Source organism: Providencia sp. AGC89, assembly GCF_053543535.1.
In genome coordinates this window covers 290,689-313,612 of the sequence record NZ_JBIXLP010000007.1, presented here as the reverse complement: position 1 = coordinate 313,612, position 22,924 = coordinate 290,689, and the positions used below count along the sequence as shown (strand labels likewise).

Here is a 22,924-nt window from a genome sequence, read left to right as displayed (position 1 = left end):
GCTTATTATTTTTCTGATTGTATTGATTCAATTATGTAATTGAAGCTTGAAATGCCTTTTCTACAGGCTTTCTCTTTTAAAACTGATGGTGTTTTATCGATTGCACCTTTTAGGCTTGTTAGCTGGCTTGCATAAGTTTCAGCGCCAATTATGTCAGGGTTGTTGTTTAAATATTCTACTGTACTGTCAACTTTTTGGTAGAAATACCCACATGGGTTGTCAGTGATTTCTATGGTGCTCAGTTCTTTTAGTGAATCAGGTAAGAGTTGTTGTGAGTTTTGCTTAACCAGCTCAATATATTCCCCTGATTTTATCTGTTCAACCATGGTATTAATTTTACTTTTTATGTTGAAAAACATCATAATAGTAGTAATTAAAGCAATAGCTAAAATAACATTTATAGTAATACTGACCCCGAGTAGATACTTTTTCATTAAATCCCTTAAGTAAAAAGATAAAGTTTTATTTGTATTGATTATAAGTTAACTAGGTTTATTTTAAATATATTTAGGATAAATGATTAAACGTAAGCTAACTTGGCTGGAGCCGCATTTTATTATTTTTGATAAGGGTTTTATCGTACTGTGAGAACAGAAACTTTAGAGTTTTGAATAACCATTGAGGCGGTCGACCCCAAGAAATAAGTGGACATACTTGGTCGACGTGAGCCGATAACAATTAAATCTGCATTAATTTCTTCTGCAACTCGTAAGATTTCATCCCTTGGGGTACCCATCAGAACTTGTGCACTATATTTATCAGCGGGAATTTTAAATTCTTTAATAATCTCTGCTAGTTTTTTGGTTACGCTCTCTTGTTCGCTATCGGCTTTTTCTGCAAAACCAAAACCCATTGTTGTATAAAAGGGAATGGTAGGGATAACCGCTAAAAAATGAACTTGCGATTTTTCATACTCAGATAGGTGCTGAATATGAGGCATGACTAAATGAGCTAAGCTTTTTTCTGTAATATCAATGGGGACTAAGATTTTAGTGTACATTTTTTCTCCAGCTATCATCTTGTGAACATGCAACCATTAAGCTTTATTTTTACAAAAATAGGGCGGTAAACCGATAAAATAGACATAGCTAATTATAGAATAAAATATGCCTCTAAAACTAAGGTTAGCATGTTAATTAGGCAAATACTTTGATGAAGTATTCAATCTCAATAACTTACTCAATACGCAATCAAAAATTTTAATGCGGTTTGTGCTATTGACCGTTATCGCTCTTTTATCGGTTAATTCAATGTTATATGATCCGTATATGGTTTGTATCTATTTTGTATTGTGAGGGTATTTTGGGGATTGTTAAAATTTCAGATGAATTACATGATTATTTACGTCATGCAAGCCAAGTAATGTCTCGTTCAATTAACTCACAGGCAGAGTTTTGGATCAAAGTTGGTATGCAAGCTGAATTAAATCCGCATAAAACATTTACTATGCTAATCAGCGAAATGCTAGAAAAAGAGTCTATTGAATCAAAAGGAAAAGTTCATGAATAACATTAAAATTAAAACAGCAGATGAAATTGAACTCATGCGTGAGTCAGGAAGGCTCTTAGCTAGCGTATTTAAGATGCTCGATTCTATTATGGTTCCGGGTATTTCGACGATGGAAATTAACGACAAAGTTGAGAGTTACATTGTTAATGAATTGCAGGCACGTCCTGCAAGTAAAGGGCAATATGGTTACCAGTATGTTTTGAATACTTCATTGAATGAAGTTGTTTGCCACGGTGTTCCTAAAACAGATGAAATAGTAAAAGCAAAAGATATTATTAATGTTGATATCACATTAGAAAAAAATGGCTTTATTGCTGATTCTAGCAAAATGTATGTTATGCCAGAAGCCTCCCCTTTAGCACGTAAGCTAGTTAAAGATACTTATGCTGCGATGTGGGAAGGAATTAAACAAGTTAAACCAGGTGCCACATTGGGTGATATTGGTTCAGCAATCCAACATTATGCGGAGTCTCATGGGTATAGTGTCGTTAGGGAATATTGCGGACATGGGATTGGGCGTGAAATGCATGAAGATCCACAAGTGCTGCATTATGGTGTACGCGGTAAAGGAATTGAATTAAAAGAAGGCATGACATTTACGATAGAACCGATGATTAACCAAGGTGGAATGAAAATTAAAACCAAAAAAGATGGTTGGACGGTAGTGACTCGAGACAAAAAATTATCAGCGCAATCAGAGCATACAGTATTAGTGACTAAAGACGGTTATGAAGTGCTGACATTACGAGATGAAGAAAAATAGCCCCTTATAAATTATTAGATAAAACTAAAATACCAGTTTGTGATCAGTAATCGATGGCAAACTGGCTGATTGTTATTAATTATTGCCTTAGTGCGATTGCTATGCGATTAAATGCACTCATTAACCCAATGGCTATAGTAAGGTCTGAAATTTGTACATCGGTAAAATGGGTTTTTAGTGTTTCAAATAGCTCATCCGATGTACCACTTGTGGCGATATTCACAACCGCTTCAGTCCAAGCTAATGCGGCTCGTTCTTTCGGGTCGAAATGATGGCTAACTTGCCAACCTGCTAGCGTGTCAATTTTTTTATTGCTAACCCCCGAAGAGCGTAAGGAATTGGCATGCATATCTAGGCAAAAAGCGCAGCCATTGATTTGAGAAACCCTTAAGTAAACAAGTTCAACAAGTTCTTTGCCTAATCCACTTTTATTGAGTGCATTTTTACAATCAATAAGCCCTTTATAGGCATCAGGGGATAATGTCGGATAAGCCAGTCTTAGTGCACTCATGGATAATTCCTCGTAAGTTCCGTTATTAGATAAATACAATATTAAAAATATTTTTATGAATCTTTTATTAGTCGGGCTTTTAGTCATATTTTTATACTAATTTTAAGTGAGTATATACTTATTCGCCGACGAAGAGGAGTGATGGTTGTATAGGCTGCTTAACAGATTAATTACTGGGGACCAGTAATAGTTTAGCGCTACAAGAGTGACTAAATTGCTGTTGAACATCGGGAGGAAGGTGATTGTCTGTAATAATATGAGTCAGTTCATCCATTTGGGCAACGCGAAATAATGACCATTTCCCGTACTTGCTGCTATCCGCTAACATAACAGATTGTGTTGCATTTTTAATAAGATCACGTTTTAGACCTGCTTTTTCTTCAGTTGGTGTCGTGATCCCTTTACTCAAGCTCCAAGAGTTGCAACTAATAAATGCAATGTCAGGGTAGATACTACGAAGAAGGCTTCGTCCATGCTCACCGATGCAGGATTGGCTGCTATCATCAATACGCCCACCAATAATGGTTACTTCTATCTGTTTAAACTCGCAAAGGAAAAGGGCAATGTGAAGGTCGGCGGTCACAACGCGCAGCGGCATATGCGTTAGCTCGCGAGCTAGCTCAAGCATAGTAGTCCCAGCATCAAGAAGGACAGTGTTTCCCGGTTCAATTAAACGGGCTGCTGCTTTTGCAATAGCCCGCTTTTCTCTTAGGTTACGTTGGTTTTTTTCGACAGTCGTGGGTTGCACTGGAATAAAACGATTTAGCGTTACCCCACCATGAGTGCGAGATATAACCCCAGTTTCATCTAGTTTAATTAAATCACGCCGGATAGTGGCCGCAGAAACAGATAATGCTTGTACAAGCTCATCAACAGTCACAAGGTTATGCTGTTTAAGGTACTCAAGTATTAAATCCAATCTATCCATTGTGCTCATTGATTACACTACATTCATTGCAAGTTTAAGGGAAATAGCCATGCTTTCAGGGTTTGCTTTGCCTGTCCAAGCAATATCAAATGCGGTTCCATGATCCGCAGATGTGCGTAAGAATGGAAGGCCAGCAGTGATATTAACACCATCATAAAAACCTAATAATTTTAATGGGATATGGCCTTGGTCATGGTACATTGCAACAACCATATCGTACTGCCCTTGATAAGCTTGTAAAAATACAGTGTCTGGGGGACAAGGACCATACGCATCGATGCCTTCAGACCTTACCTGTTCTATAGCAGGTTGTAAATATACGATTTCTTCGTCACCAAATAAACCGTTTTCTCCAGCATGGGGATTAACCCCTGCAATAGCAATACGTGGTTTTTCAATGCCAACTCGTTTTAAAAAATACGATGCAATGCGAGTCACAGTAACAACACGTTCGCTGTTTAATGTGTCTAAAAATTTTCGTAATGCGATATGGGTTGTGACATGAATGACTTTTAATTTTTCAGTGTAAAGCACCATGGCATAATCTTTAGTATTCGTTAGCTGGGCAAGGAGTTCGGTATGCCCAGGATAATTATGCCCTGCAAGGTGCAAAGCTTCTTTATTTAATGGCGCAGTAGCAATTGCTTTAACGTCACCAGCCAGCGCAAGCTCAGTTGCTCGTTTGATACAGCGAAATGCTAAGTCACCGGCTTGTGCTTGAACTTTGCCCGCGACAAGTTCATCAGGGGCAGCTAAAGGTTCATCAATGATATTGATAGTATCGGCCGAAAACTGGGCTTCATTGATATTGTTTATGATATTAAGTTTTACTTGAGGAACCAAACCCGATGTAATTAAACGTTGCATTGTTGCAGCACAACCAATAACAACAGCGGGAGCTCCTGCTAATTCACCTTCGGCAAGGGATTTAACGATAATCTCAGGGCCAATTCCCGCAGGGTCACCCATAGTAATAGCAACGACATTATTTTTCACAATAAATTTCCTCAATATATTTGATGGCTTCGCATAAAGTGGTTATTTGGCCAAACCCTCCCGCTTTTGTTATGACGGGCAAGTCATCGATTTCACTATCAATAAAGATGCCACAAGGTATACATGGCATAACCTCAGATTGGATTCGATAACCTTTTGCTCCCAAAGTATTGGCAACCGCAATAGCGATATCACCACCAGTTAAAAAAAGTCCCCCGATGCTGGCAACAGACAGCGTGTTTAATGTCAGCAAACTAATAAAGTCGCTGATTGTTTTTCCCAATTCATTACGCGTCATGCCATAGGTTATGCATAGCTCATCAATATGATGCCTATCTTGCACATCTCGACTACTACGTATGATGGTGTGTTTTTGTTGGTTTAATGTATGACTAACTTCTTTAATGAGTGCAGCCATGTAGTCATTTTGTGTATTGGATGCAAGGAACTGTGTTACATCAATATCAATGACGCTGGCATTACAGTGTGTTTGTGCATAATTTACCTGCTCAATGGTCGCGCTACTCATGGAGCCTGCAACGATAAATAGCGGTAATCCTCGCCTTTTACTCATAAAATTATCTTCAGGTAAGGCATTTGCAAACCCAGCGGCTCCGACTAATAGGCAAGGTTCAACTAATGAGGAAACGGCCTCAGCGATTAAGGTTAAATCACGCTCATTTTCGGCATCGGTAACAATAATAGTTGCTTGTGTAGGCGCTTGTGTTTGTAGCCATGTTGCGAACTGCCCTGAACGTATTTGTTCTAAAGAGATCTCGATCACGGGAAGAGCAGTTTGCTGATGAATTATCGTTTGTATACGTGATGAAACTACGGGTGTTTTTGGGTCAGATGCGAATTCAGTTTCTATCAGTGGTTTTCCATTAACTAAGCACTCACCGTTTAAGGTTACTCGTCCAGCAGCAGGAATAGCTGCGGCAACAATAGCGAGTTTAAGATTGGCTTCAGACATAACCGTTTCAATTTCTATGCCGATATTACCGCGGAATGTTGAGTCAATTTTCTTATAAATTAAAGGCTTTTCAGTTTGTGATAAAAAGGGTTTTAAGCTACCTCGGAGATTATCCGAGGCAGTTTCTGCATTTAGTGCACGGCTTTCGGTATTGAGCACCACGACATCAGCAAACCACGAATGTTTTTGTGTGCTATCGAGTAATATCTCAGTTCGAGCCTGTTTTTTTGCAAACTGGACGCCAGTATCATTGGCGCCTGTAAAATCGTCCGCAATAACGAGTAGTTTCATGACTAATTCCTCACTCTTCGGCAGCTTGAGGCTGTTTAGCTTGTTGACGTTTAGCGACCCAAGACGTCAGAACTGGGGTTAAAATGGCCGTTGTGATCACCGAGGCTGCAATCAATGGGGCTGCAGATAGCGCAATCGCTTCAAGGGATGGGTCTGCTTGGGCGATTGCCAGTGGCGTTGCAACGGCATTGCCAGCGGTACTTGATGCGGCTGCGCCAGCAATACCTGAGCCGCCAACTAAACGGTCAGCTCTGATATTGAACCAACCTCCAACAAATGTGGTGAGGGCACCTAATAAAATCCCCGCTAAGCCCCCTTGTAATAGCATTTCTAAGTTGATCCCTGCACCTAATGCGAAAGCAAAGAAAGGGATTAATATTGGCCCGCCTTTTGTCAGGAAGTCACGCATATGCGGATCTAAGTTACCTAAAATCATACCAACAATCAGTGGGACGAGAACTGCGACTAAGGCCATTAAAGGAATATTTGCCATCCCTGCGGCACCTAATGCGATCATGGTAAAGAAAGGGCCATCATTGAGAGATAAAATTGAGATAGCACCGACATCCCGTTTGTTACCAAATTCCCCCACTAACGCAGCGTATAAGCCACCATTTGAATTACTCATAGCAGCAATAATTGCAACGCCAGTTAAACCAAAGATGCCATCCATACCAAACAGGTAATCGACACCGAGCCCGAGAGCGATAGCGACAATTAATTTTGTTAATGTGATTGTACCGCCTTGTAATAGGGCTTGAGGGGCTGCTTTGAAGCTAATGCCTGCCCCCATGCACAGAAAACACGCCCCTATCAGTGCGGGAGCGCCATTTTTAAATAGTGAAGTGGTAAAGCCTCCTATTTCGAGAGACTGGGGTGCAAAGGTATTGATCAGAGCACCGATGACTAATGGCACAACCATCATGCCGCCAGGTATACGTTCTATCGATTTTTTTATTTGCATGGTTTTCTCCGCCATGATTTATTTTAGTCATAATGATTATATTTAATCAAAATAAAACAGCCGTGACCTAGATCTCATTAATGATTTTTAGTGGAGAAGTATCATTTTTACTCATAAATAGCCTTTTTATCGTTAAATATAGTGAAATAACTTCAGAAATAGGGCGTATGGAGTGCACCGATACTTTGATTGAAATCGATCATGTTGACTATTTAATGACTGCAATCATGCACATAAGCTTATTGATGGCATATTAGCTAACATTTCTTGGTTCAAATTTAGCGGGATAAAAGTCGTATTTTAAAGGAGGAGTTGAATAGGTGAGATAATAAGCGTTGCTAAATTTAACTGTTCACTGACTATAATAATTAGCATTACCACTTCTATTTTATGGCTAATTTCCAGATGAATAAATGCAGTAGAAGAAAGGACCACAAGAAAGGATCAGAAGTATCAAACATTATATAAGTCATACTTGCTTTAGTTAAGTAGATAGCGGTCTTTAAACTTATTTTTATTCAAACAGTATTTAATCTAATACAGAATTATTTTTATCAACATTGAAATAAAATAAATTTTTTAAATAAAAAGGATAATTTTTAAAATATAATGTTAGGTTTATTGTAAGGTCTATTCTATTTAAAGCCTTATATCTCAGTGTGTTAAATTAAATTATTGTCTTATGCATTTTTTGCATGGTATTTCGCCCATTTGCATTTCTCTTTAAGTTAAAAAAATGTAACTATCGATTTCAGGCTCAAGAGTCGCATCCAATAAAAGGTTATAGGTGATAACTATGACTTTAAATAAATAAAATAGGGGTACGAATGAACAGACACAAACTCATGAAACAAATTATGATAGCTATTATTCTAGGTATTATATTAGGATGGGGGTTTCATAATTATGCCGCATCAGTAGAAGAAGCAAAAAATATCGCATCTTATATGAATATTATTACTGATGTTTTTTTACGTTTAATAAAAATGATTATTGCACCACTTGTATTTGCAACAATCGTGTCAGGGATTGTATCAATGGGAGGCTCTTCTTCTGTTGGTAGTATTACAATTAAAGCGATGGTATGGTTTATTTCAGCAGCTGTAATTTCATTATTAATTGGAATGGTTTTTGTCAATGTATTCCAACTAGGTGTAGGTTTAAATTTAACAGTTCCAGCGGCTGCGGTAGATAGTGGTTTAAATACATCAGGGTTTACTCTGAAAGCTTTCATCACACATATTTTCCCTAAAAGCTTTGCGGAAGCAATGGCGAACAATGAAATTTTACAGATATTAGTTTTCTCAATCTTTTTTGGCTCTGGTCTTGCTTTTATTTGTAAAGACAAAAAAAGCCCCATAGTGACTTTAATTGAAGACTTATCTCGCATCATGTTCCGTATTACCGATTATGTGATGAGCTTTGCACCGATTGCGGTATTCGCTGCAATTGCTTCAGCCGTGACGGTTGAAGGTTTAGGTTTACTTTATGACTATGGGAAATTAATTGGGCTTTTCTATATTGCTTTAGCGGTATTGTGGGCAGTACTTTTCTTTGCTGGCTATGTTTTCTTAGGAAAATCTGTCTTTAGTTTGGGGAAATTAATTCGTGAGCCTGTCGCTCTCGCTTTCGCAACTGCAAGTAGTGAATCAGCTTATCCAAAAACAATGGAAGCTTTAAATCAGTATGGTGTCCCTAAAAAAGTGACAAGTTTTGTATTGCCTCTTGGTTATTCCTTCAACCTTGATGGTTCAATGATGTACCAGTCTTTTGCCGTATTGTTTATTGCGAATGCCTATGGGATTGACTTGAGTATCACAGAGCAAATACTTATTTTGTTAACCTTAATGGTAACAAGTAAAGGTATGGCTGGTGTAGCAAGGGCATCTATTGTGGTTGTTGCCGCGACATTACCTATGTTTAGTTTACCTGAAGCTGGGATTTTACTATTACTTGCCATCGATCAATTTCTTGATATGGGAAGAACGGCAACAAATGTTGTTGGTAACAGTATCTCTACCGCGGTTATATCTCGTTTAGAAGAGAGAAAAGGGCGTGTAAATGAGGAGTCTGAAATAGTGATGAGCGAAAAAACACCCACAACTTTATAGTGATGGTCACTATTATCTAGTTAACGCCCTTCTTATCAGAAGGGCTATTTCTTTAAGCATTGGTAGTTATTGCGCGGTTTGGTTTCTCATAAACTGCCAAAAGCGTTCTGATGAGATATTTAACCTAGCTTCGGTTCGATAGATATAAACCCCCATAGTGACTGATAATTTTGGGTCTAAAATAGCCAATTCATTTTTTTCAAGTTCATTTTTAATTGAGTAATCAGGTAACCAACCAACGCCGCTACCTGTTAGTATCATGCGTTTTAATACATCGCTCATAGATGAAACAAAAGAAAGTTCAAAGGGAAGGTTATCTGATTTATTGATTAATTGGTTGACTTGCCTCCCCATATAGCTTTCATCTGTATACTTCATTAAAGGCAATGTTGAGCTATCAATATTGAAAATAGGGCGTTTTTTTTCGTCGCAGGGAGAGACAAGATGTAGCCGGCTTTCTAGTATTTTCGTGTGTAAGAATGGTGATGACATTAACTCTTCGTTATAAAATGATAATATAAAATCACTTTGCCCTTCTTTGAGTTTATGTACTGCTTCATCAACATTTATTGACTCTACAAAAAAAATCTTATCTACATTTTTTGAAAATTGTGAAATAAAGTCAGGAAGTAAAAATACTGAAAGTGAATGCGCAGCCGAAATATTAATTTTTTGCTTGTCATTATCTATACCTTTAATTCGGTTTATTTGAAAATAAATATCATCAAGTAAATTTCTGGCATAAACAATAAAGCTTTTTCCTTGTGTGGTAAGTTGTAATGGGTTGGTATTTCTATCAAATATTTCAAAGCCAACCGATGATTCAATTGATTGAATTCTTCGGCTGAAAGAAGACTGTGATATATTTCTTTTTTCTGCAGCTAACGTAAAACTTCTACATTCTTCTAGTACAACAATATCGTGCAACCATTTAATTTCAAGATTACTGATCATTGTGTCCTCTAATGGTTTTTAGTTATTAATCTACTATGCAAATTTAGCATGACTTATAGAAACTCTGCAATTACCTAATGCTAACAATATGTCATGATATCATTAATTTGATGGAGGGCTTATGAAAAAAATATTAGGTATGTTAGGGGGAATGGGACCCGGAGCAACCGCGGATGCTTTTATTAAATTAATCAATAATACACATGCAAGTAAGGACCAAGAACATATTCCTATTATTATTGTGTCATTGCCTGATATTCCAGATAGAACAGAAAATATTATTTATAATGGGCCATCACCATTACCAGCAATGATACACTCACTTAAAATACTTGAAAGTGCAGGTGTATCTTGCATTATTATGCCATGTAATACGGCGCATTATTGGTATGAGGACTTAAAGAAAGAAATTAATATTAATTTTATCAGCATTATTGATGCAGCATGTAAAAAAATAATTGAGGATAATGTTAAAAAGGTAGCACTATTGGCGACGACAGCAACCATTCATACTAAATTATATCAAGAAAAACTAAATGTGAACAATATTGAATGTATTGTTCCCGATGAGGTTAATCAATATAAAATAATGCAGAGTATTATTTTATATAAATCGGGTGATTTAGCTAAAGCAAGAGAGTTGCTCTATCCTTATATTAGCCAACTAAAATCACGTGGTATTGATAAGTTTGTAATGGGTTGCACTGAAATTCCTTTAATATTAGACGAGCTTTCAAAAAACAACCCTGAGGATTTTATTGATGCAACAGAAGCATTAATAAAAGAAGCTATTAATTGGTATACTATGGATGAGAAAAGAGAGGTAGATGAAGAAAAAACAAATAAATTAATTGAATTTCATTGAAAATTATCATTCGCCATCACTGGGGTAATCTGATAAACATAAAAACTATTAAATAATAAATATATAATAATGCATTGTATAACATGTAATTGTGATTTTTTTGCATTCAATTTTTAATTGACTGTAATTTGAGCTGTTTTATCTTGTTGGATAGATGGGTTAGCCTTTAACTTTAGGAATATTAGACTTGTAGTTGTCCGATAAGTAGTGACAATAGTCGGTTTATTATAATGACTAATATTGTTAGATAGGGATTAACTCATGCAATTTAAATCAATGGTTAAATTGGTTGTTGGTGCAGTATTGCTATTTGTAATCGGTATTATTGGTATTAATTCATATACAATTGTGCAAGACGGTTCTGTTAAAGTGGGAACATTTCTAGGTAAAGTAGACCCTGTCGCTTATGATGCAGGTTTGCATTTCCCTATTAACCCATTTACTACTTTCGATACATATTCGACGAAAGACATTCGTGTTTCATTAAAGGAATTAAGAGTGCCTTCACAGGATAAGCTAAAATCGATTGTCGATATTACTGTAATGCTACAGTTTGATGGTGCTAAAGCACCAGTATTGCGTATTAATGGTGGTACTGAAAGTGAGGCATTGGATAAATATGTACGCCAAAAGCTTATTTCAACCATTCTCGAATTTGGTAAAGACGTCGCTAATGCACAAGACCTGTATACGGCTGATACACAAAGGAAACTTCAAGAGTCTATCCGTGATGCAATTCAAGGGTATGCATCCCCATATGGGTATACAATAAAAGAAATCATGATCCAAGATATTACTCTACCAGAAGTTGTTCAGGAACAAGTGGTCAACACTAAAATGCGCCAAGAGCAGATCAACCAAGCGAAAGCAGAAGCCGAAAAAGAGCGTGAGTTAGCACAGAAAAAAGTGGTGATTGCTGAAGCTGAAAGGGAATCAGCGGAACAGCAAGCGATAGCGAGGGAACGTAATGCGCAAGCAAGTTCTTTTGCGATGCGTCAAGAGGCTGATGCAAAATTATATGCGGCTCAGAAGGAAGCAGAGGCTAATGCGATATTACAACGCACAATCACCCGTGAAATGATTAACTGGAAACAGTTAGAAATTGAACAAATTAAAGCACATAAATATAAAGGTGAAGTGCCTAACATTGTTGTTGGCGCAGATTATGACGGTAAAATGATTATGGATATGCGAAATAGCCAATAATCAGCACTGATTAACAAAAACTATATTATTGAAACCAGCTCTATTCATTTAGGGCTGGTTTTTTATTTTACTGAGCACAATTGACGCGAAATCGACCAACGACTTGTTGTCTAATAAGCTTCCCCGATTATTTAACAACAGAAATTAACCGGTATTTAGCGGTATTAAAAATTAGGTAAAATATCTATGGTTCATATTGAAGAAATAACAAAACTCAATTTTTGGGATGTATGTGAACTTACATCAAATAAAAATGGTATTGCTACCGTATTAGAAGAGCACGTATGTTGCAATGCATACTCAATAGCGGAGTCTCACTATTATCCGGAATATATCCCCAAAGCACTTTATTGGGATGATAAATTAATTGGCTTTTTTATGTACAAAATAGTTGATGAACAGCCAACTCATGCTTTTATTTGTCGTTTTATGTTGGATTATAAATACCTTGGTAAAGGTTTAGGAAAACAGTCTTTTTCTGCAATTTTGGTGTATTTAAATAGCTTAGGAATACGAAAAATCTCTCTTGGGTTAGATGAGGAAAATATGATTGCTAAAAAAATATATTGCAGTCATGGGTTCAGCTTTACTGGTGAGATTATTGATGGTGAGCATATATATGCTTTGAACCTATAGGCATTAAAGTCAGGCTTTATCGCTAAGGTGGTAGCTCTAATTTGTATTTTTGTGATAGTTATTTGATAGTTGTGCTATATCGTAATCAAGTAAACAAGGAGTTGCTGTGATGCTTAATGTTTCTGGATTAATCAATGACTCCCCAATAGTATAACAATATTGGGGAGTTTATGTGTTTTAACGAACAATAATACCTAATAAAATTCCGATTGCACCAAAGTCAGCATCACTGAATGTAGTGTTAGCAATACCAATATCACCCAGAACAGGTAATAGGAATACAGGTAAGAAAGTAATCAACAAGCCTTGAGCAAACGCACCTAAAATAGCCCCGCGACGGCCGCCTGTTGCGTTACCGAATACCCCAGCGGCTGCACCGACGAAGAAATGTGGGACAACACCAGGAATAATGACGGTCATGTTTAATGCATACAATACAAACATGCCTAAAACACCTGCTGCAAAACTACTTAAAAAGCCTACTAATACAGCATTTGGGGCATATGGGAATACGACTGGGCAGTCTAAAGCGGGTTTTGCATTTGGTACTAATTTGTCAGAAATCCCTTTAAATGCAGGAACTATCTCGGCAATAACCATACGCACACCTTGCAGAATAATATAGACGCCCGCAGCGAATGTAATAGATTGCATCAATGAGAACATGAACCAATTTTTACCGCCACTGACTTCACGTACAAAATCACCACCTGCAAATAAGCAAGTAATAATGAAGATAATGAACATGGTAAATGAAATGGCGACTGGAGTATCACGTAGGAATAATAAGCTTTTTGGTACATTCATATCTTCGGTAGAGTGTTCTTTATTACCGAATTTGCTACCAATAAAGCCGGCCAATACATAAGAAATTGTCGAGAAATGGCCGATTGCAACATCATCTGAGCCCGTGACTTTTTTCATGTAGGGGTGAGCGATTGCTGGGAAAAAGACCATACAGAAACCAACAATCAGTGAGCCTACAGTAACCAGTAAGGTTCCTTCCATTCCTGCTGTAGCTAAGATCACTGCAATCATCATTGACATGAATAGGGTATGATGACCGGTTAAGAAAATGAATTTCCAAGGCGTCAGACGAGCAATCAAAATATTGATTAACATCGCAAAGAACATAATCATTGCCATTTCACGGCCGAAGCTTTTTTGTGCAATGGAAACAATTGCTTCGTTATTCGGTACAACACCATTTATACCAAATGCATGTTGGAAAATAGCTGAAAAATCACCTAATGAGCTTACGACTAGACCAGCACCTGCACCTAAAATGACAAAACCCATGATGGTTTTAATGGTGCCTTTAATACATTCAGTCACCGGTTTTTTCTGCGCTATTAAACCGATAAGGGCGATTAAACCGACTAAAATAGCAGGTTCAGATAAAACATCCTGCATCAGAAAACGAAAAAATGACATAGTGCCTCCGCTTACATTGCACCAAGTTTTTGTAAAGCAACAGACAGGCGTTCTTTCATCGCGACTTTGTCAATCATGTTATCGAGCGCTACGATTTCGCCACCAACTTGTTGGGCAACCAATTGCTCTGCAATGTCAGTTGTTCCTACAAAAATATCGCTTACAGTTCCTTTTGCTGAGCCTAAATCGACGTGATCTACATCAGCACTTACTTGTAAGTCTTTCAAAATATTTTTGATGCTCATTTCCATCATCAAACTTGTGCCTAAACCATTTCCACAAACAACAGTAATTTTCATAATATTTACCTTAATATTTAATTATTCATATTTAGCGATGATGCTAAGAATGTCATCTACGTTTTCTGATTGCATGATGCTGTCTATATCTTCTTGATTATCAAAAAGCTCCGCCAACTTTGCGATAGCGCCAATGTGGCTGTTGCTATCTGTTGCTGCGAGAACAATTAATAACTTAACTGGGTCGTTGCCTTCAGAACCAAATTCAACGCCTTGTTTAATAACAGTTAAACCTAGTGATAATTGATTTACGCCATCTTCTGGGCGTGCGTGTGGCATCGCAATGCCAGGTCCTAATACATAATAAGGGCCAATTTTCTCATGTGATTTAATAATGGCATCAATATATCTTGGTTCGATGAATTTATTATTAACCAAAGGGCTACAGGCGATTTTTATCGCATCTTGCCAATCAGTGGCGCTTTCGACGACCTGAATGACGTTAGGGGTCAGTAATGTCGTTAGCATAGAGTTACTCCTGGTATGCTGAATTTTTATCTTTTTTAATGGTTGAATGAATAGTAGTGATCTATGGTAGCGCTATCTAGCTTAAACTTTCATTTTCGTGATAGCGCTATCATTTTGAATAAAAATAGCGAACAAATACTAATTCAGGACACTTGTTGGCTGATTAACAAATTCAACCTATGGTAAGTTACTCGGGTTAATAATAAGTTTAGGCTAATTAAAAGTATTTTATGGAAAAAACACGAAAAAGAAAAAATACAGGGCGAGTCACGCTGCAAGATGTTGCAAAATATGCAGGTGTTGGGTCAATGACAGTATCCCGAGCGCTTCGTACGCCTGAATTGGTTTCAGACAAATTACGTGAAAAAATCAACGAGGCAGTTGAAGAACTGGGTTATATTCCAAATTCAGCTGCGGGTATTTTGGCGTCAGGCCAAAGCCGAACAGTCGCCGTTTTAATTCCGTCGTTACGTGATAATGCTAGTTCGGTATTTCTACAATCATTACAAGAGGTTTTGAATAAAAATAATTATCAAGTTGTCATTGGTAGTCATGACTATCAGCAGAAAAAAGAATCTGAAGTTTTATCTACATTATTACAGAGTAACCCTGCGGCCTTGATCATTTTTGGTGCGATTAATTCAGAGGGGGTATACACCTACCTTAAAAATGTAGATATACCTGTTATCAGTGTTGCAGGGGGAGGGAGTCATCCATTTACATTGAATATTAAAAGTAATATAGGGGAAGCGGTTAATTTTTTAACACATTATATGTTACAAAAAGGGTATAAGAAGATAGGCTATATTGGCGCTCAAATGGATAATAAAATGCAAAGCCAGCAACTAAGTGGCTGGAATAAGGCCATGCTCGAATATAACCAAAGTGCAGATCAAAGCATTACGACTCCTTATGTTGCTACCATGGATTTTGGACGTCAGGCAATTAGCGAAATGCTAACTCGTCAGCCTGAACTTGAGGCTGTGATTTGTAGCCACGAAATGATTGCGTTAGGGGTTATTTTTGAATGTCAAAGGCGCTTGATTAAAGTGCCGAAAATGTTGGCTGTTGCTTGTGTTGAAGGGTCCGCAAATTGCGACCATATTCACCCATCCTTGACTTCGGTACGCATTGATTATAGCAAAATGGCGAGAGAAGCTGCCAAGAAGTTGCAAAGATGGTTAGCGGATACTGACGGTGATCTTTCACAGAGACAAGAAGAAGTCATTTTCCCTTATAAGTTCGAAGCTAGGCAAAGTGCATAGGGGGGTATCGATTTAGTCACACTATTTTGTTATTTAACTGTCTCTTAAACAAGAAATTCTATAAGAAGTCACTTTTTTGTTCTAAAAAAGATTGTTTTTTTGGCTCTCAAAATAAGATTGTCGACTTGGTCACTGCATCATTCTTATTCCTTGCTACAGTATATTAGTAGGTCATATTTCACCTGTACTTAAGTTTAGACTTTTGACGGGTATTGACCTCTTTATAGCTTTAGACAATAGCAGGGGAAATATAATGAAATTATTAAAAACAGTTATTTCTACCGCAATTTTAGTTTCTTGCGGTGCATTAGCAACAACCACGGGGTCTGAAGTACTTAAGGTGCAAGACGGAGGTACGCCGAATAAGGTCTATACCGCGAATAAGCCTACGATTAAAGTTGCAACTTATAATATCGGAAAGAACGAGTTGGCATCAGATGTGAAAAATTTCGATGCTTTAAATAAAGCAATTGCGAGAATTGATGCAGATGTCATTGTTTTAACCGAAATTGATAACAAAACGGCGCGCAGTAAACATGTTAATCAACTGGAGGAAATCGCTAAGGCTAACAAGATGCACTTTGCATTTGGTAAAGCATTAGATTTTGATGGTGGTGAATATGGCGTAGGAATTTTATCAAAATATAAAATTGAAAAATCAAAAGTCATTAACTTGCCTTCAGGCGATGCGGAGCAACGTGTTGTATTATTATCTCAGATAACAAAACCGGGTTTTGATGCGCCAATTATTATAATGGGGACTCATCTTGATTGGCAAAAAGACCCAACAGTGCGTATTGGGCAGGTTCGTCATATTTTAGATGCGAGCATTGGGGATACAGACACTGGTTTTGATAATATAGCTGCATCAATAAAAATATTAGCTGGTGACTTTAACTCAACGGCTAATGAACAACCTATTCAAGAAATCCGTTATATGTGGCAGCCCGTTGAGAAAAAAGGGACGGATTATCGTAGTTGGCCAGCAGTTAATCCAGCGATTGACATAGACCACATTTTTACATTTAAAGGGCAAGTGTGGAATGTAAATGAAATGCAAATACCAACGGATAGCGAAGAGTTTCAATGGTCAAGTGTCAGTGACCATCTGCCAGTGATAGCGGAATTGGAGTTACAAGAGCAGTAGATAGGTAGGTAAAACGGAGTTGTATCGGTAAAGGCCTCATTTGCAGGCCTTTGTTACATCTGTACTTTCATTGTTTCTGAAGCAATTTCTGTCTCTGAATATAACGTTTTTCAGCTATTTCCAAATAACGTTCAACGGTTGAATATATTTGTTGACGTTGTTCCGATAACTGTGGGTCATTATCTAAGGCGGAAGAGGTTTGTTTAATAAACTCAGCAATATAGCTTTTAATACAACCAAACTGATTAGCCACATTAGCATAATAGTATTGGTAAACATAAGATTCTTGAGAATGGCTTAGGTCTGTATTGTTTTTTATATTGTTGGTTGCAAGCAAAAGTAATTGAATTTGTGTCATGGCATACCCTTTTTCTTTGGAAGGCAATGCTACCTGAATTTGAAATTTAAATTTGTCATTTTTAGTCGGAAAATTTTATGTATTAGTTTAATAGGGGGTTTTTATAGGAATATTCTGTAATTTGGGTTAGTTTAACTAGACGAATTGGGAGATGTTTGAGGTACACACAAGATTTAAATCATAATGATATCGTTAAATATTCTTATGGTTTATTTGTTAAATTATTGTATTAATCTGTTTTTTATCACTTTCAAAATGCTCATTGCAATCTCATTATCGATAATTTTCAATTATTAATCAATTCATTACGATATTTTTTGTTTTGGTTTTTTGGCTGTGGGCAATATGGGATGTAAAATAATATTGATAATGGAAAGGTAATGACGCTACTTATGAAACTAGTAGAAGAAGATAACCTAACTTTCCTTTTGATTGTAATTTATTGATTTATATTTACTTTTATCTTTTGTGTGTTTTTCTTGGAAGAGATAATCTTATTTATAAAATTACTCAATAATAAAATAAATAAATAATTTACTCATATACTGAGTCTATATACGCATTATATGAGTTTATTAACAATTAGACACACTAATTCTTAATTCGAATTGTTTAATAATATATTTGAAGTGATTACTATTAAATGATAATTAACAATTAAGTCCAATTATTGTTTCTATCATATAAAAGAGAAACGCTTTTTGTGAAAAAAATACAAATTGAAACAGTTAATCTTTCGGGTACTATTTATATTTTTAGCTTAATGCTGGTATACTTACTCATGTGATGGGTAAAATAAAGTATAAATACGAATAACCTATATGAAACTAGTTGTGTCTATTTACGTAGATTATTACTATTACGGAAAATAGCGATTAGGTCAAATGCGGTTGTCTAATAAGGTATTCTTAAGTAGGTAGTACCATCTATTATTAAATTAATTCTTATTTACTTACAATTAGCTAAAAATAACTACTCAGGTATTTTTGAGAGAAGTACTGTTGTGTCATTTTGGTCAATTGGCTGTGTCATTGCGTTTATGAGAGCTTAAAAACATGAATATCATAAAGTTGCTCACAATCTTATTGTTAACTGGGTGCTCTTTTATTTTAGGAGTAACGATGAATTATGCTCCAACACCTGATTTGGTAAAAATGGCAAAAAGTAGTGTGGAAGATTACTTGTCTTATCCTGAATCTGCGTCATTTAAAGGAGTGAAATATAATTTTATTCGGCAAACAGCAGACAAAGGGGACTTAGGCTATGTTTGTGGCGAAGTTTTTCGCGTAAAAAATGCTAAGTTAGAAGGGTACAAAAAATTTATTGTGAAAGCGTATACCTATAATGATGGTAGAGTCACAATGTCTATTCCAATGGTTGAAGGGGACTATGACTTATTACCGATGGAGATGGTAAATGCATTATGGCAAAAATATTGCTTTTGAGATTAGTCGGTAAGGGCTTTTTATCCGTTCAACATACAAATAAACAGGGAACAGAGAGAAGAAAGCCATAAAGCGGCTTTCTTCATTATAAGGCTAGATAAGGCTAGCTAATAGTTATTTAACCTTTTAACTCTCTAGCGCATTTCTGTAAGTGTAAAAAAGACGCAAACCGTATATCGTGATGCGCTTTATAGGCCTTATTCGGGTGGTAAGTTAAATCAATCGCACTAAACTTATTCATAGCCTGTGCGACATCATTACAAACTTTTCCTGCAACAGCACCTAGGATAGCGGAACCCAGCAATACAGGTTCACTTGCTCGGGTTGAAATAACTGGCACACCACATGCGTCTGCAAGTAATTGGCGGATTAGTGGGTGTTGACCCGCTCCACCACTAACAACGATATTTTCGATTGAAGCACCTGATTTAGCTTGTGCTTCAATAATTTGCCTCAAACCATACCCAATACCACAAACACCGGCAACATAGAAAGACAGTAAATTTTCCATGCTGTTATCCATTGTTAAACCTGCAATCACAGCTCTTGCATGTGGATCGGCAAAAGGCGCTCGGTTACCTAGAAATTCTGGGACAACATGTATTTTTTGTGCTAGTTCAACGGATTGAGAAGGAGAATCAGCTTTTTCTAGAACTAAATCTGCTAGCATGACAGGTAATGATTTCCCTTGTCTTTTGGCTGTTATTTGAGCTTGCGCTGAGGCTGGGTGTAATGAAAGCAGTTGGTCTATTGCAGCACCAGCGGCACTTTGCCCCCCTTCGTTTAACCACATACCAGGAACCATAGCGCTATAATAAGGCCCCCAGACCCCAGGTATAAAAACAGGTTCTTTGGTGGTTGTCATGGTGCATGAAGAGGTACCAAATACATAGGCCATATTTGCAGTTGCATCACCGTTCACACCTACAGTCCCAATCCCTCCTGCATGAGCATCAATCATACCGGCAGCAACAGGAGTGCCTGCGAGTAAGCCCATTTGCTGTGCGGCCTGTTCTGTTAACCCTGAACCACAAGGCGTGCCCGGCTCAACGATTTGTTGCCCAATGCGGGAGAAATTTTCTTCGACCAGTTCAGATAAACCAGCTTGTTGGAAATAATCAGCATCCCAACGTTTTTCATGGGCAAGGTAGGTCCATTTGCAGGTGACGGTGCAGGTTGAGCGTGCCAGTGAACCCGTTGATTTCCATGTCAAAAAATCAGCTAAATCAAAAAACTGCCATGCGTTATCATAGGTTTGGCGTAAATTTTCTTTTAACCACAATATCTTTGGTGTTTCCATTTCTGGAGAAATTTTGCCGCCCACATAATTTAAAACGGGGTGTTTTAACTGGTTAATACGCTCTGCTTGTTCAGTCGCTCGATGATCCATCCACACAATGATGTTACGTTCAGGGTCATTCGACGGGCTAACAGTGATCGGGTGCTTATCGTGTCCAATGACGACCAGTGAGCAGGTTGCATCAAAACCGACTCCAACCACTTGTTGTGGTTTTACATTAGAAGAGGTGATCGCTTGTTTGACACAGTAACAAACTGCTTTCCATATTTCATTACTCGACTGTTCCGCAAAATTAGCGCTATCGCGAAAAAGTGAAATATCATGTTTGGCTGAGGCTAGCATATTACCAGCCATATCAAAAACACCGGCACGCGCGCTACCGGTGCCAACATCAATACCAATAACGACATTGTCATTATTATTTAATGAGGTCGTTGGATTACTCATTTTTTCCTCCAAGATGTGGGCTGTAATCTATGACAAGTTGGTAGGTTAGAGGTCGACGCTATTTGGAACGATAACTAAATCACGGATAGTGACATTTTTGGGGCGCGTCAACATGAATAAAACGGCTTCAGCCACTTCAATCGGTTGCATTAAACTGCCATTAGCTAATGCCTCATCCATTTTTTCCTGCGGCCAATCGTCGAGTAGTGCGGTGACAACAGGGCCTGGTAATACTGCACCAACACGCACACCATGCTCAGAGACTTGGCGGCGCGTAGAATGGACAAACGCTTGAACGGCAAATTTTGATGCAGTGTAAATTGGTTCCCAGATCACAGGAACGACCCCAGCGATTGAACTGGTGAATAATACATCGCCAGACTTTTGAGCAATAAAATGTGGTAATACGGCACGAACACTACGAAAAGCTGCATTAATATTTAAATTCAATACCTTATCCCATACATCGGGGTCGCCTTCAGCAACGGGCCCACCAATATAGGCACCCGCATTGGCATGGAAGATATCTAAACGACCTGCTTTTTTTAGGATTTCATCTAACATCCCATCAACTTGTTTGGGGTTCATCAAATCGATGACTAATGGAATAGCGTTTTCGCCAAGTTCAGCCACGAGTTGATTCAATCTTTCTTCAGCACGGTCTATCAAAACGACTTTAGCGCCTGCTTTGATCAGTGTACGAGCACACTCAAGACCGATACCAGAAGCGGCACCTGTGATTGCTGCGACTTTGTTTTCAATGGAAATAGCCATAATTTTTACTCCAATTGGATATTTTAGCGGAAATATAAGAATAAAAAGCATTGTGAAATCAATGAAATGACAATGAGTCACAGGAACGGATAGGTGGCTACATATGAAAGACTGATAATATTTTTTTGTTTTATATCAGCTCAGAATTCATCAATTTCAGTTCTGCTCAATCGATGTAGCAGTATTGCGACTTTTCTACTTTGGTGTCAAGCTAGTAAAAAATGGAGATATGAATCTGTGACAAAGATCAGACAAAATAAGAAAACAACGATCTACGACCTTGCAGAATTAGCGGGGGTTTCAGCCAGTGCGGTGAGTGCTGTACTTAATGGAAATTGGCAAAAAAGGCGGATTAGCGCACAGCTTGCACAGAAAGTAATGCGTATCGCGGAAGAACAAAATTATTCTGTAAATAAGCAGGCCAGCTTATTACGCAGCAATAAGTCTAAAATTATCGGCATGTTAGTACCCAAATATGACAACCGTTATTTCGGTTCAATTGTTGAGCATTTTGAGGAAATGGCACGTGAAAGAGGGCTATTCCCTATTATCACCTGTACGCGACGTGATCCTAAACTCGAAATTGAAGCGGCACGCGCTATGCTTTCATATCAGGTGGATTGGTTGATTTCGACAGGGGCAACCAACCCCGATAAAATTACGGAAATCTGCCAAGTCTCCGGCGTGCCTACTTTGAATTTAGACTTGCCGGGCACATTGGCGCCTTCGGTCATTTCAGACAATTATCTCGGGGCGAAAACGCTAACCCAACGTATTTTGCGCAAACAAAAAACGCCACTTATACAGGGCGCCGCTCTAATTTTTATTGGTGGACGTGAGCATGATCATAATACTCGCGAGCGTATTCGCGGGTTTATTGATGCCCATCGCGAGCTAAGCATAGATGTCCCCAGTGAAAATATTTTGGCTTGTGGCTATGCGCCTGAAAAAGCAGAAAAAGCGCTCTCTGTTTTCTTTAAGCAGCATAATAATGACCCGCAAAAGATAGCGGAATGTGGCTTATTTATTAATTCAACAATTTCATTAGAAGGAGTGATGCGTTGGTTAGGGCATAAAGGGTATACTGGGTTACAGCAACCTAATTTAGGTTGTTTCGACTGGGACCCATTTGTTGCATTGCTAGGTAATGATATTGAAATGGTTAAACAAGATGTGCCTACTATGCTTAATCATATTTTTAATTTAATTGATAACGAAAATAGCCAAGCTCAACTGATTGAAGTCTTGCCAGTAGGAATAAGCTAATCCACGCTAATAAT

The 22,924-nt window shown here is 37.7% G+C and carries 24 protein-coding genes; 10 read left to right on the top strand and 14 right to left on the bottom strand.

Annotation, left to right across the window (positions count from 1 at the left end; translation table 11 throughout):
• Nucleotides 1-5: 5 nt before the first annotated feature.
• Together ACIPUA_RS04175 and ACIPUA_RS04170 are read right to left on the bottom strand one after the other, a co-directional pair.
• Nucleotides 6-434: a hypothetical protein gene (locus tag ACIPUA_RS04175; RefSeq protein WP_048606946.1), complete on the bottom strand. Its 429-nt coding sequence runs from the start codon at nt 432-434 to the stop codon at nt 6-8.
• Nucleotides 435-574: 140 nt separating this feature from the next.
• Nucleotides 575-1,000, bottom strand: a complete 426-nt coding sequence (locus ACIPUA_RS04170; protein ID WP_042844149.1) for a universal stress protein — start codon at nt 998-1,000, stop codon at nt 575-577.
• Between the two features lie 302 nt (nt 1,001-1,302).
• On the opposite strand from ACIPUA_RS04170, the gene ACIPUA_RS04165 reads away from it, so the two are divergent.
• Both ACIPUA_RS04165 and map read left to right on the top strand, forming a co-directional pair.
• Entirely contained in the window at nt 1,303-1,509 is a 207-nt protein-coding gene (locus ACIPUA_RS04165; RefSeq protein ID WP_048606948.1) for a ParD-like family protein, read from the top strand.
• Nucleotides 1,502-2,272 carry a type I methionyl aminopeptidase gene (gene map / locus ACIPUA_RS04160; RefSeq protein ID WP_042844148.1) on the top strand — a complete coding sequence of 257 codons (771 nt, stop codon included), beginning with the start codon at nt 1,502-1,504 and terminating at the stop codon, nt 2,270-2,272. The genes ACIPUA_RS04165 and map overlap by 8 nt, the downstream gene beginning before the upstream one ends.
• A gap of 79 nt (nt 2,273-2,351) precedes the next feature.
• Here map and ACIPUA_RS04155 read toward each other — a convergent pair whose 3' ends face one another.
• The 5 genes from ACIPUA_RS04155 to ACIPUA_RS04135 all read right to left on the bottom strand — a co-directional run bounded on the left by ACIPUA_RS04155 (nt 2,352) and on the right by ACIPUA_RS04135 (nt 6,935).
• Nucleotides 2,352-2,783, bottom strand: a complete 432-nt coding sequence (locus ACIPUA_RS04155) for a carboxymuconolactone decarboxylase family protein (protein WP_048606953.1) — start codon at nt 2,781-2,783, stop codon at nt 2,352-2,354.
• A 166-nt stretch (nt 2,784-2,949) separates the two neighbouring features.
• Nucleotides 2,950-3,720 carry a DeoR/GlpR family DNA-binding transcription regulator gene (locus ACIPUA_RS04150; protein ID WP_042844145.1) on the bottom strand — a complete coding sequence of 257 codons (771 nt, stop codon included), beginning with the start codon at nt 3,718-3,720 and terminating at the stop codon, nt 2,950-2,952.
• 3 nt (nt 3,721-3,723) lie between these two features.
• Nucleotides 3,724-4,680 (bottom strand): D-threonate 4-phosphate dehydrogenase, encoded by a 957-nt coding sequence (locus ACIPUA_RS04145; protein WP_449059307.1) that lies wholly within the window; start codon nt 4,678-4,680, stop codon nt 3,724-3,726.
• A gap of 16 nt (nt 4,681-4,696) precedes the next feature.
• Nucleotides 4,697-5,971 (bottom strand): D-threonate kinase, encoded by a 1,275-nt coding sequence (dtnK, locus tag ACIPUA_RS04140; RefSeq protein ID WP_048606955.1) that lies wholly within the window; start codon nt 5,969-5,971, stop codon nt 4,697-4,699.
• A 10-nt stretch (nt 5,972-5,981) separates the two neighbouring features.
• Nucleotides 5,982-6,935 carry a 2-keto-3-deoxygluconate permease 1 gene (locus ACIPUA_RS04135; RefSeq protein ID WP_449059300.1) on the bottom strand — a complete coding sequence of 318 codons (954 nt, stop codon included), beginning with the start codon at nt 6,933-6,935 and terminating at the stop codon, nt 5,982-5,984.
• An 827-nt stretch (nt 6,936-7,762) separates the two neighbouring features.
• Between ACIPUA_RS04135 and ACIPUA_RS04130 the strand changes: the two genes are divergently transcribed.
• Entirely contained in the window at nt 7,763-9,046 is a 1,284-nt protein-coding gene (locus ACIPUA_RS04130) for a dicarboxylate/amino acid:cation symporter (RefSeq protein ID WP_042844141.1), read from the top strand.
• Nucleotides 9,047-9,112: 66 nt separating this feature from the next.
• On the opposite strand, the gene ACIPUA_RS04125 is transcribed toward ACIPUA_RS04130, so the two are convergent.
• Complete coding sequence (locus ACIPUA_RS04125; protein ID WP_042844140.1) at nt 9,113-10,000, bottom strand: LysR substrate-binding domain-containing protein; 888 nt, start codon at nt 9,998-10,000, stop codon at nt 9,113-9,115.
• Nucleotides 10,001-10,121: 121 nt separating this feature from the next.
• Between ACIPUA_RS04125 and ACIPUA_RS04120 the strand changes: the two genes are divergently transcribed.
• The 3 genes from ACIPUA_RS04120 to ACIPUA_RS04110 all read left to right on the top strand — a co-directional run bounded on the left by ACIPUA_RS04120 (nt 10,122) and on the right by ACIPUA_RS04110 (nt 12,707).
• On the top strand, nt 10,122-10,865 hold the full coding sequence (locus ACIPUA_RS04120; protein WP_166696783.1) for an aspartate/glutamate racemase family protein: 744 nt from the start codon (nt 10,122-10,124) through the stop codon (nt 10,863-10,865).
• Between the two features lie 261 nt (nt 10,866-11,126).
• The gene (locus ACIPUA_RS04115; protein ID WP_042844138.1) at nt 11,127-12,071 is read left to right on the top strand and encodes an SPFH domain-containing protein; all 945 of its coding nucleotides are present in this window, start codon (nt 11,127-11,129) and stop codon (nt 12,069-12,071) included.
• Nucleotides 12,072-12,257: 186 nt separating this feature from the next.
• Entirely contained in the window at nt 12,258-12,707 is a 450-nt protein-coding gene (locus tag ACIPUA_RS04110; RefSeq protein WP_042844137.1) for a GNAT family N-acetyltransferase, read from the top strand.
• Nucleotides 12,708-12,884: 177 nt separating this feature from the next.
• Here ACIPUA_RS04110 and ACIPUA_RS04105 read toward each other — a convergent pair whose 3' ends face one another.
• From ACIPUA_RS04105 to ACIPUA_RS04095, 3 genes are read right to left on the bottom strand one after another with little or no spacing between them, the layout of a single operon-like run.
• A complete protein-coding gene (locus ACIPUA_RS04105) occupies nt 12,885-14,141 on the bottom strand; it encodes a PTS ascorbate transporter subunit IIC (RefSeq protein WP_036958647.1) in 1,257 nt (418 codons plus the stop codon).
• A gap of 11 nt (nt 14,142-14,152) precedes the next feature.
• Nucleotides 14,153-14,440, bottom strand: a complete 288-nt coding sequence (locus tag ACIPUA_RS04100; RefSeq protein WP_042844135.1) for a PTS sugar transporter subunit IIB — start codon at nt 14,438-14,440, stop codon at nt 14,153-14,155.
• Nucleotides 14,441-14,461: 21 nt separating this feature from the next.
• Nucleotides 14,462-14,908 carry a PTS sugar transporter subunit IIA gene (locus tag ACIPUA_RS04095; RefSeq protein ID WP_042844133.1) on the bottom strand — a complete coding sequence of 149 codons (447 nt, stop codon included), beginning with the start codon at nt 14,906-14,908 and terminating at the stop codon, nt 14,462-14,464.
• A gap of 230 nt (nt 14,909-15,138) precedes the next feature.
• Here ACIPUA_RS04095 and ACIPUA_RS04090 point away from each other — a divergent pair, with 230 nt between their 5' ends.
• Complete coding sequence (locus ACIPUA_RS04090; protein ID WP_042844132.1) at nt 15,139-16,173, top strand: LacI family DNA-binding transcriptional regulator; 1,035 nt, start codon at nt 15,139-15,141, stop codon at nt 16,171-16,173.
• A gap of 253 nt (nt 16,174-16,426) precedes the next feature.
• Nucleotides 16,427-17,320 (top strand): endonuclease/exonuclease/phosphatase family protein, encoded by an 894-nt coding sequence (locus tag ACIPUA_RS04085; protein WP_071548006.1) that lies wholly within the window; start codon nt 16,427-16,429, stop codon nt 17,318-17,320.
• Between the two features lie 67 nt (nt 17,321-17,387).
• Here the strand turns inward: ACIPUA_RS04085 and ACIPUA_RS04080 are convergent, their stop codons facing one another.
• Nucleotides 17,388-17,678, bottom strand: coding sequence for a hypothetical protein (locus tag ACIPUA_RS04080; protein WP_048606965.1), 291 nt, complete (start codon nt 17,676-17,678; stop codon nt 17,388-17,390).
• A gap of 1,121 nt (nt 17,679-18,799) precedes the next feature.
• On the opposite strand from ACIPUA_RS04080, the gene ACIPUA_RS04075 reads away from it, so the two are divergent.
• Nucleotides 18,800-19,123, top strand: a complete 324-nt coding sequence (locus tag ACIPUA_RS04075; protein ID WP_225832900.1) for a hypothetical protein — start codon at nt 18,800-18,802, stop codon at nt 19,121-19,123.
• A 118-nt stretch (nt 19,124-19,241) separates the two neighbouring features.
• Here ACIPUA_RS04075 and ACIPUA_RS04070 read toward each other — a convergent pair whose 3' ends face one another.
• Nucleotides 19,242-20,870, bottom strand: a complete 1,629-nt coding sequence (locus ACIPUA_RS04070; RefSeq protein WP_449059299.1) for an FGGY-family carbohydrate kinase — start codon at nt 20,868-20,870, stop codon at nt 19,242-19,244.
• A 45-nt stretch (nt 20,871-20,915) separates the two neighbouring features.
• The gene (locus ACIPUA_RS04065) at nt 20,916-21,644 is read right to left on the bottom strand and encodes an SDR family oxidoreductase (RefSeq protein ID WP_042844127.1); all 729 of its coding nucleotides are present in this window, start codon (nt 21,642-21,644) and stop codon (nt 20,916-20,918) included.
• A gap of 237 nt (nt 21,645-21,881) precedes the next feature.
• On the opposite strand from ACIPUA_RS04065, the gene ACIPUA_RS04060 reads away from it, so the two are divergent.
• On the top strand, nt 21,882-22,910 hold the full coding sequence (locus tag ACIPUA_RS04060) for a LacI family DNA-binding transcriptional regulator (protein ID WP_042844126.1): 1,029 nt from the start codon (nt 21,882-21,884) through the stop codon (nt 22,908-22,910).
• Nucleotides 22,911-22,924 lie beyond the last annotated feature (14 nt).

Bases quoted from the DNA above. Each gene is read 5' to 3' on its own strand.
- ACIPUA_RS04175 (WP_048606946.1), bottom strand. From the start codon at position 434: ATGAAAAAGTATCTACTCGGGGTCAGTATTACTATAAATGTTATTTTA.
- ACIPUA_RS04170 (WP_042844149.1), bottom strand. From the start codon at position 1,000: ATGTACACTAAAATCTTAGTCCCCATTGATATTACAGAAAAAAGCTTA.
- map (WP_042844148.1), top strand. From the start codon at position 1,502: ATGAATAACATTAAAATTAAAACAGCAGATGAAATTGAACTCATGCGT.
- ACIPUA_RS04155 (WP_048606953.1), bottom strand. From the start codon at position 2,783: ATGAGTGCACTAAGACTGGCTTATCCGACATTATCCCCTGATGCCTAT.
- ACIPUA_RS04150 (WP_042844145.1), bottom strand. From the start codon at position 3,720: ATGAGCACAATGGATAGATTGGATTTAATACTTGAGTACCTTAAACAG.
- ACIPUA_RS04145 (WP_449059307.1), bottom strand. From the start codon at position 4,680: ATGGGTGACCCTGCGGGAATTGGCCCTGAGATTATCGTTAAATCCCTT.
- dtnK (WP_048606955.1), bottom strand. From the start codon at position 5,971: ATGAAACTACTCGTTATTGCGGACGATTTTACAGGCGCCAATGATACT.
- ACIPUA_RS04135 (WP_449059300.1), bottom strand. From the start codon at position 6,935: ATGCAAATAAAAAAATCGATAGAACGTATACCTGGCGGCATGATGGTT.
- ACIPUA_RS04130 (WP_042844141.1), top strand. From the start codon at position 7,763: ATGAACAGACACAAACTCATGAAACAAATTATGATAGCTATTATTCTA.
- ACIPUA_RS04125 (WP_042844140.1), bottom strand. From the start codon at position 10,000: ATGATCAGTAATCTTGAAATTAAATGGTTGCACGATATTGTTGTACTA.
- ACIPUA_RS04120 (WP_166696783.1), top strand. From the start codon at position 10,122: ATGAAAAAAATATTAGGTATGTTAGGGGGAATGGGACCCGGAGCAACC.
- ACIPUA_RS04115 (WP_042844138.1), top strand. From the start codon at position 11,127: ATGCAATTTAAATCAATGGTTAAATTGGTTGTTGGTGCAGTATTGCTA.
- ACIPUA_RS04110 (WP_042844137.1), top strand. From the start codon at position 12,258: ATGGTTCATATTGAAGAAATAACAAAACTCAATTTTTGGGATGTATGT.
- ACIPUA_RS04105 (WP_036958647.1), bottom strand. From the start codon at position 14,141: ATGTCATTTTTTCGTTTTCTGATGCAGGATGTTTTATCTGAACCTGCT.
- ACIPUA_RS04100 (WP_042844135.1), bottom strand. From the start codon at position 14,440: ATGAAAATTACTGTTGTTTGTGGAAATGGTTTAGGCACAAGTTTGATG.
- ACIPUA_RS04095 (WP_042844133.1), bottom strand. From the start codon at position 14,908: ATGCTAACGACATTACTGACCCCTAACGTCATTCAGGTCGTCGAAAGC.
- ACIPUA_RS04090 (WP_042844132.1), top strand. From the start codon at position 15,139: ATGGAAAAAACACGAAAAAGAAAAAATACAGGGCGAGTCACGCTGCAA.
- ACIPUA_RS04085 (WP_071548006.1), top strand. From the start codon at position 16,427: ATGAAATTATTAAAAACAGTTATTTCTACCGCAATTTTAGTTTCTTGC.
- ACIPUA_RS04080 (WP_048606965.1), bottom strand. From the start codon at position 17,678: ATGACACAAATTCAATTACTTTTGCTTGCAACCAACAATATAAAAAAC.
- ACIPUA_RS04075 (WP_225832900.1), top strand. From the start codon at position 18,800: ATGAATTATGCTCCAACACCTGATTTGGTAAAAATGGCAAAAAGTAGT.
- ACIPUA_RS04070 (WP_449059299.1), bottom strand. From the start codon at position 20,870: ATGAGTAATCCAACGACCTCATTAAATAATAATGACAATGTCGTTATT.
- ACIPUA_RS04065 (WP_042844127.1), bottom strand. From the start codon at position 21,644: ATGGCTATTTCCATTGAAAACAAAGTCGCAGCAATCACAGGTGCCGCT.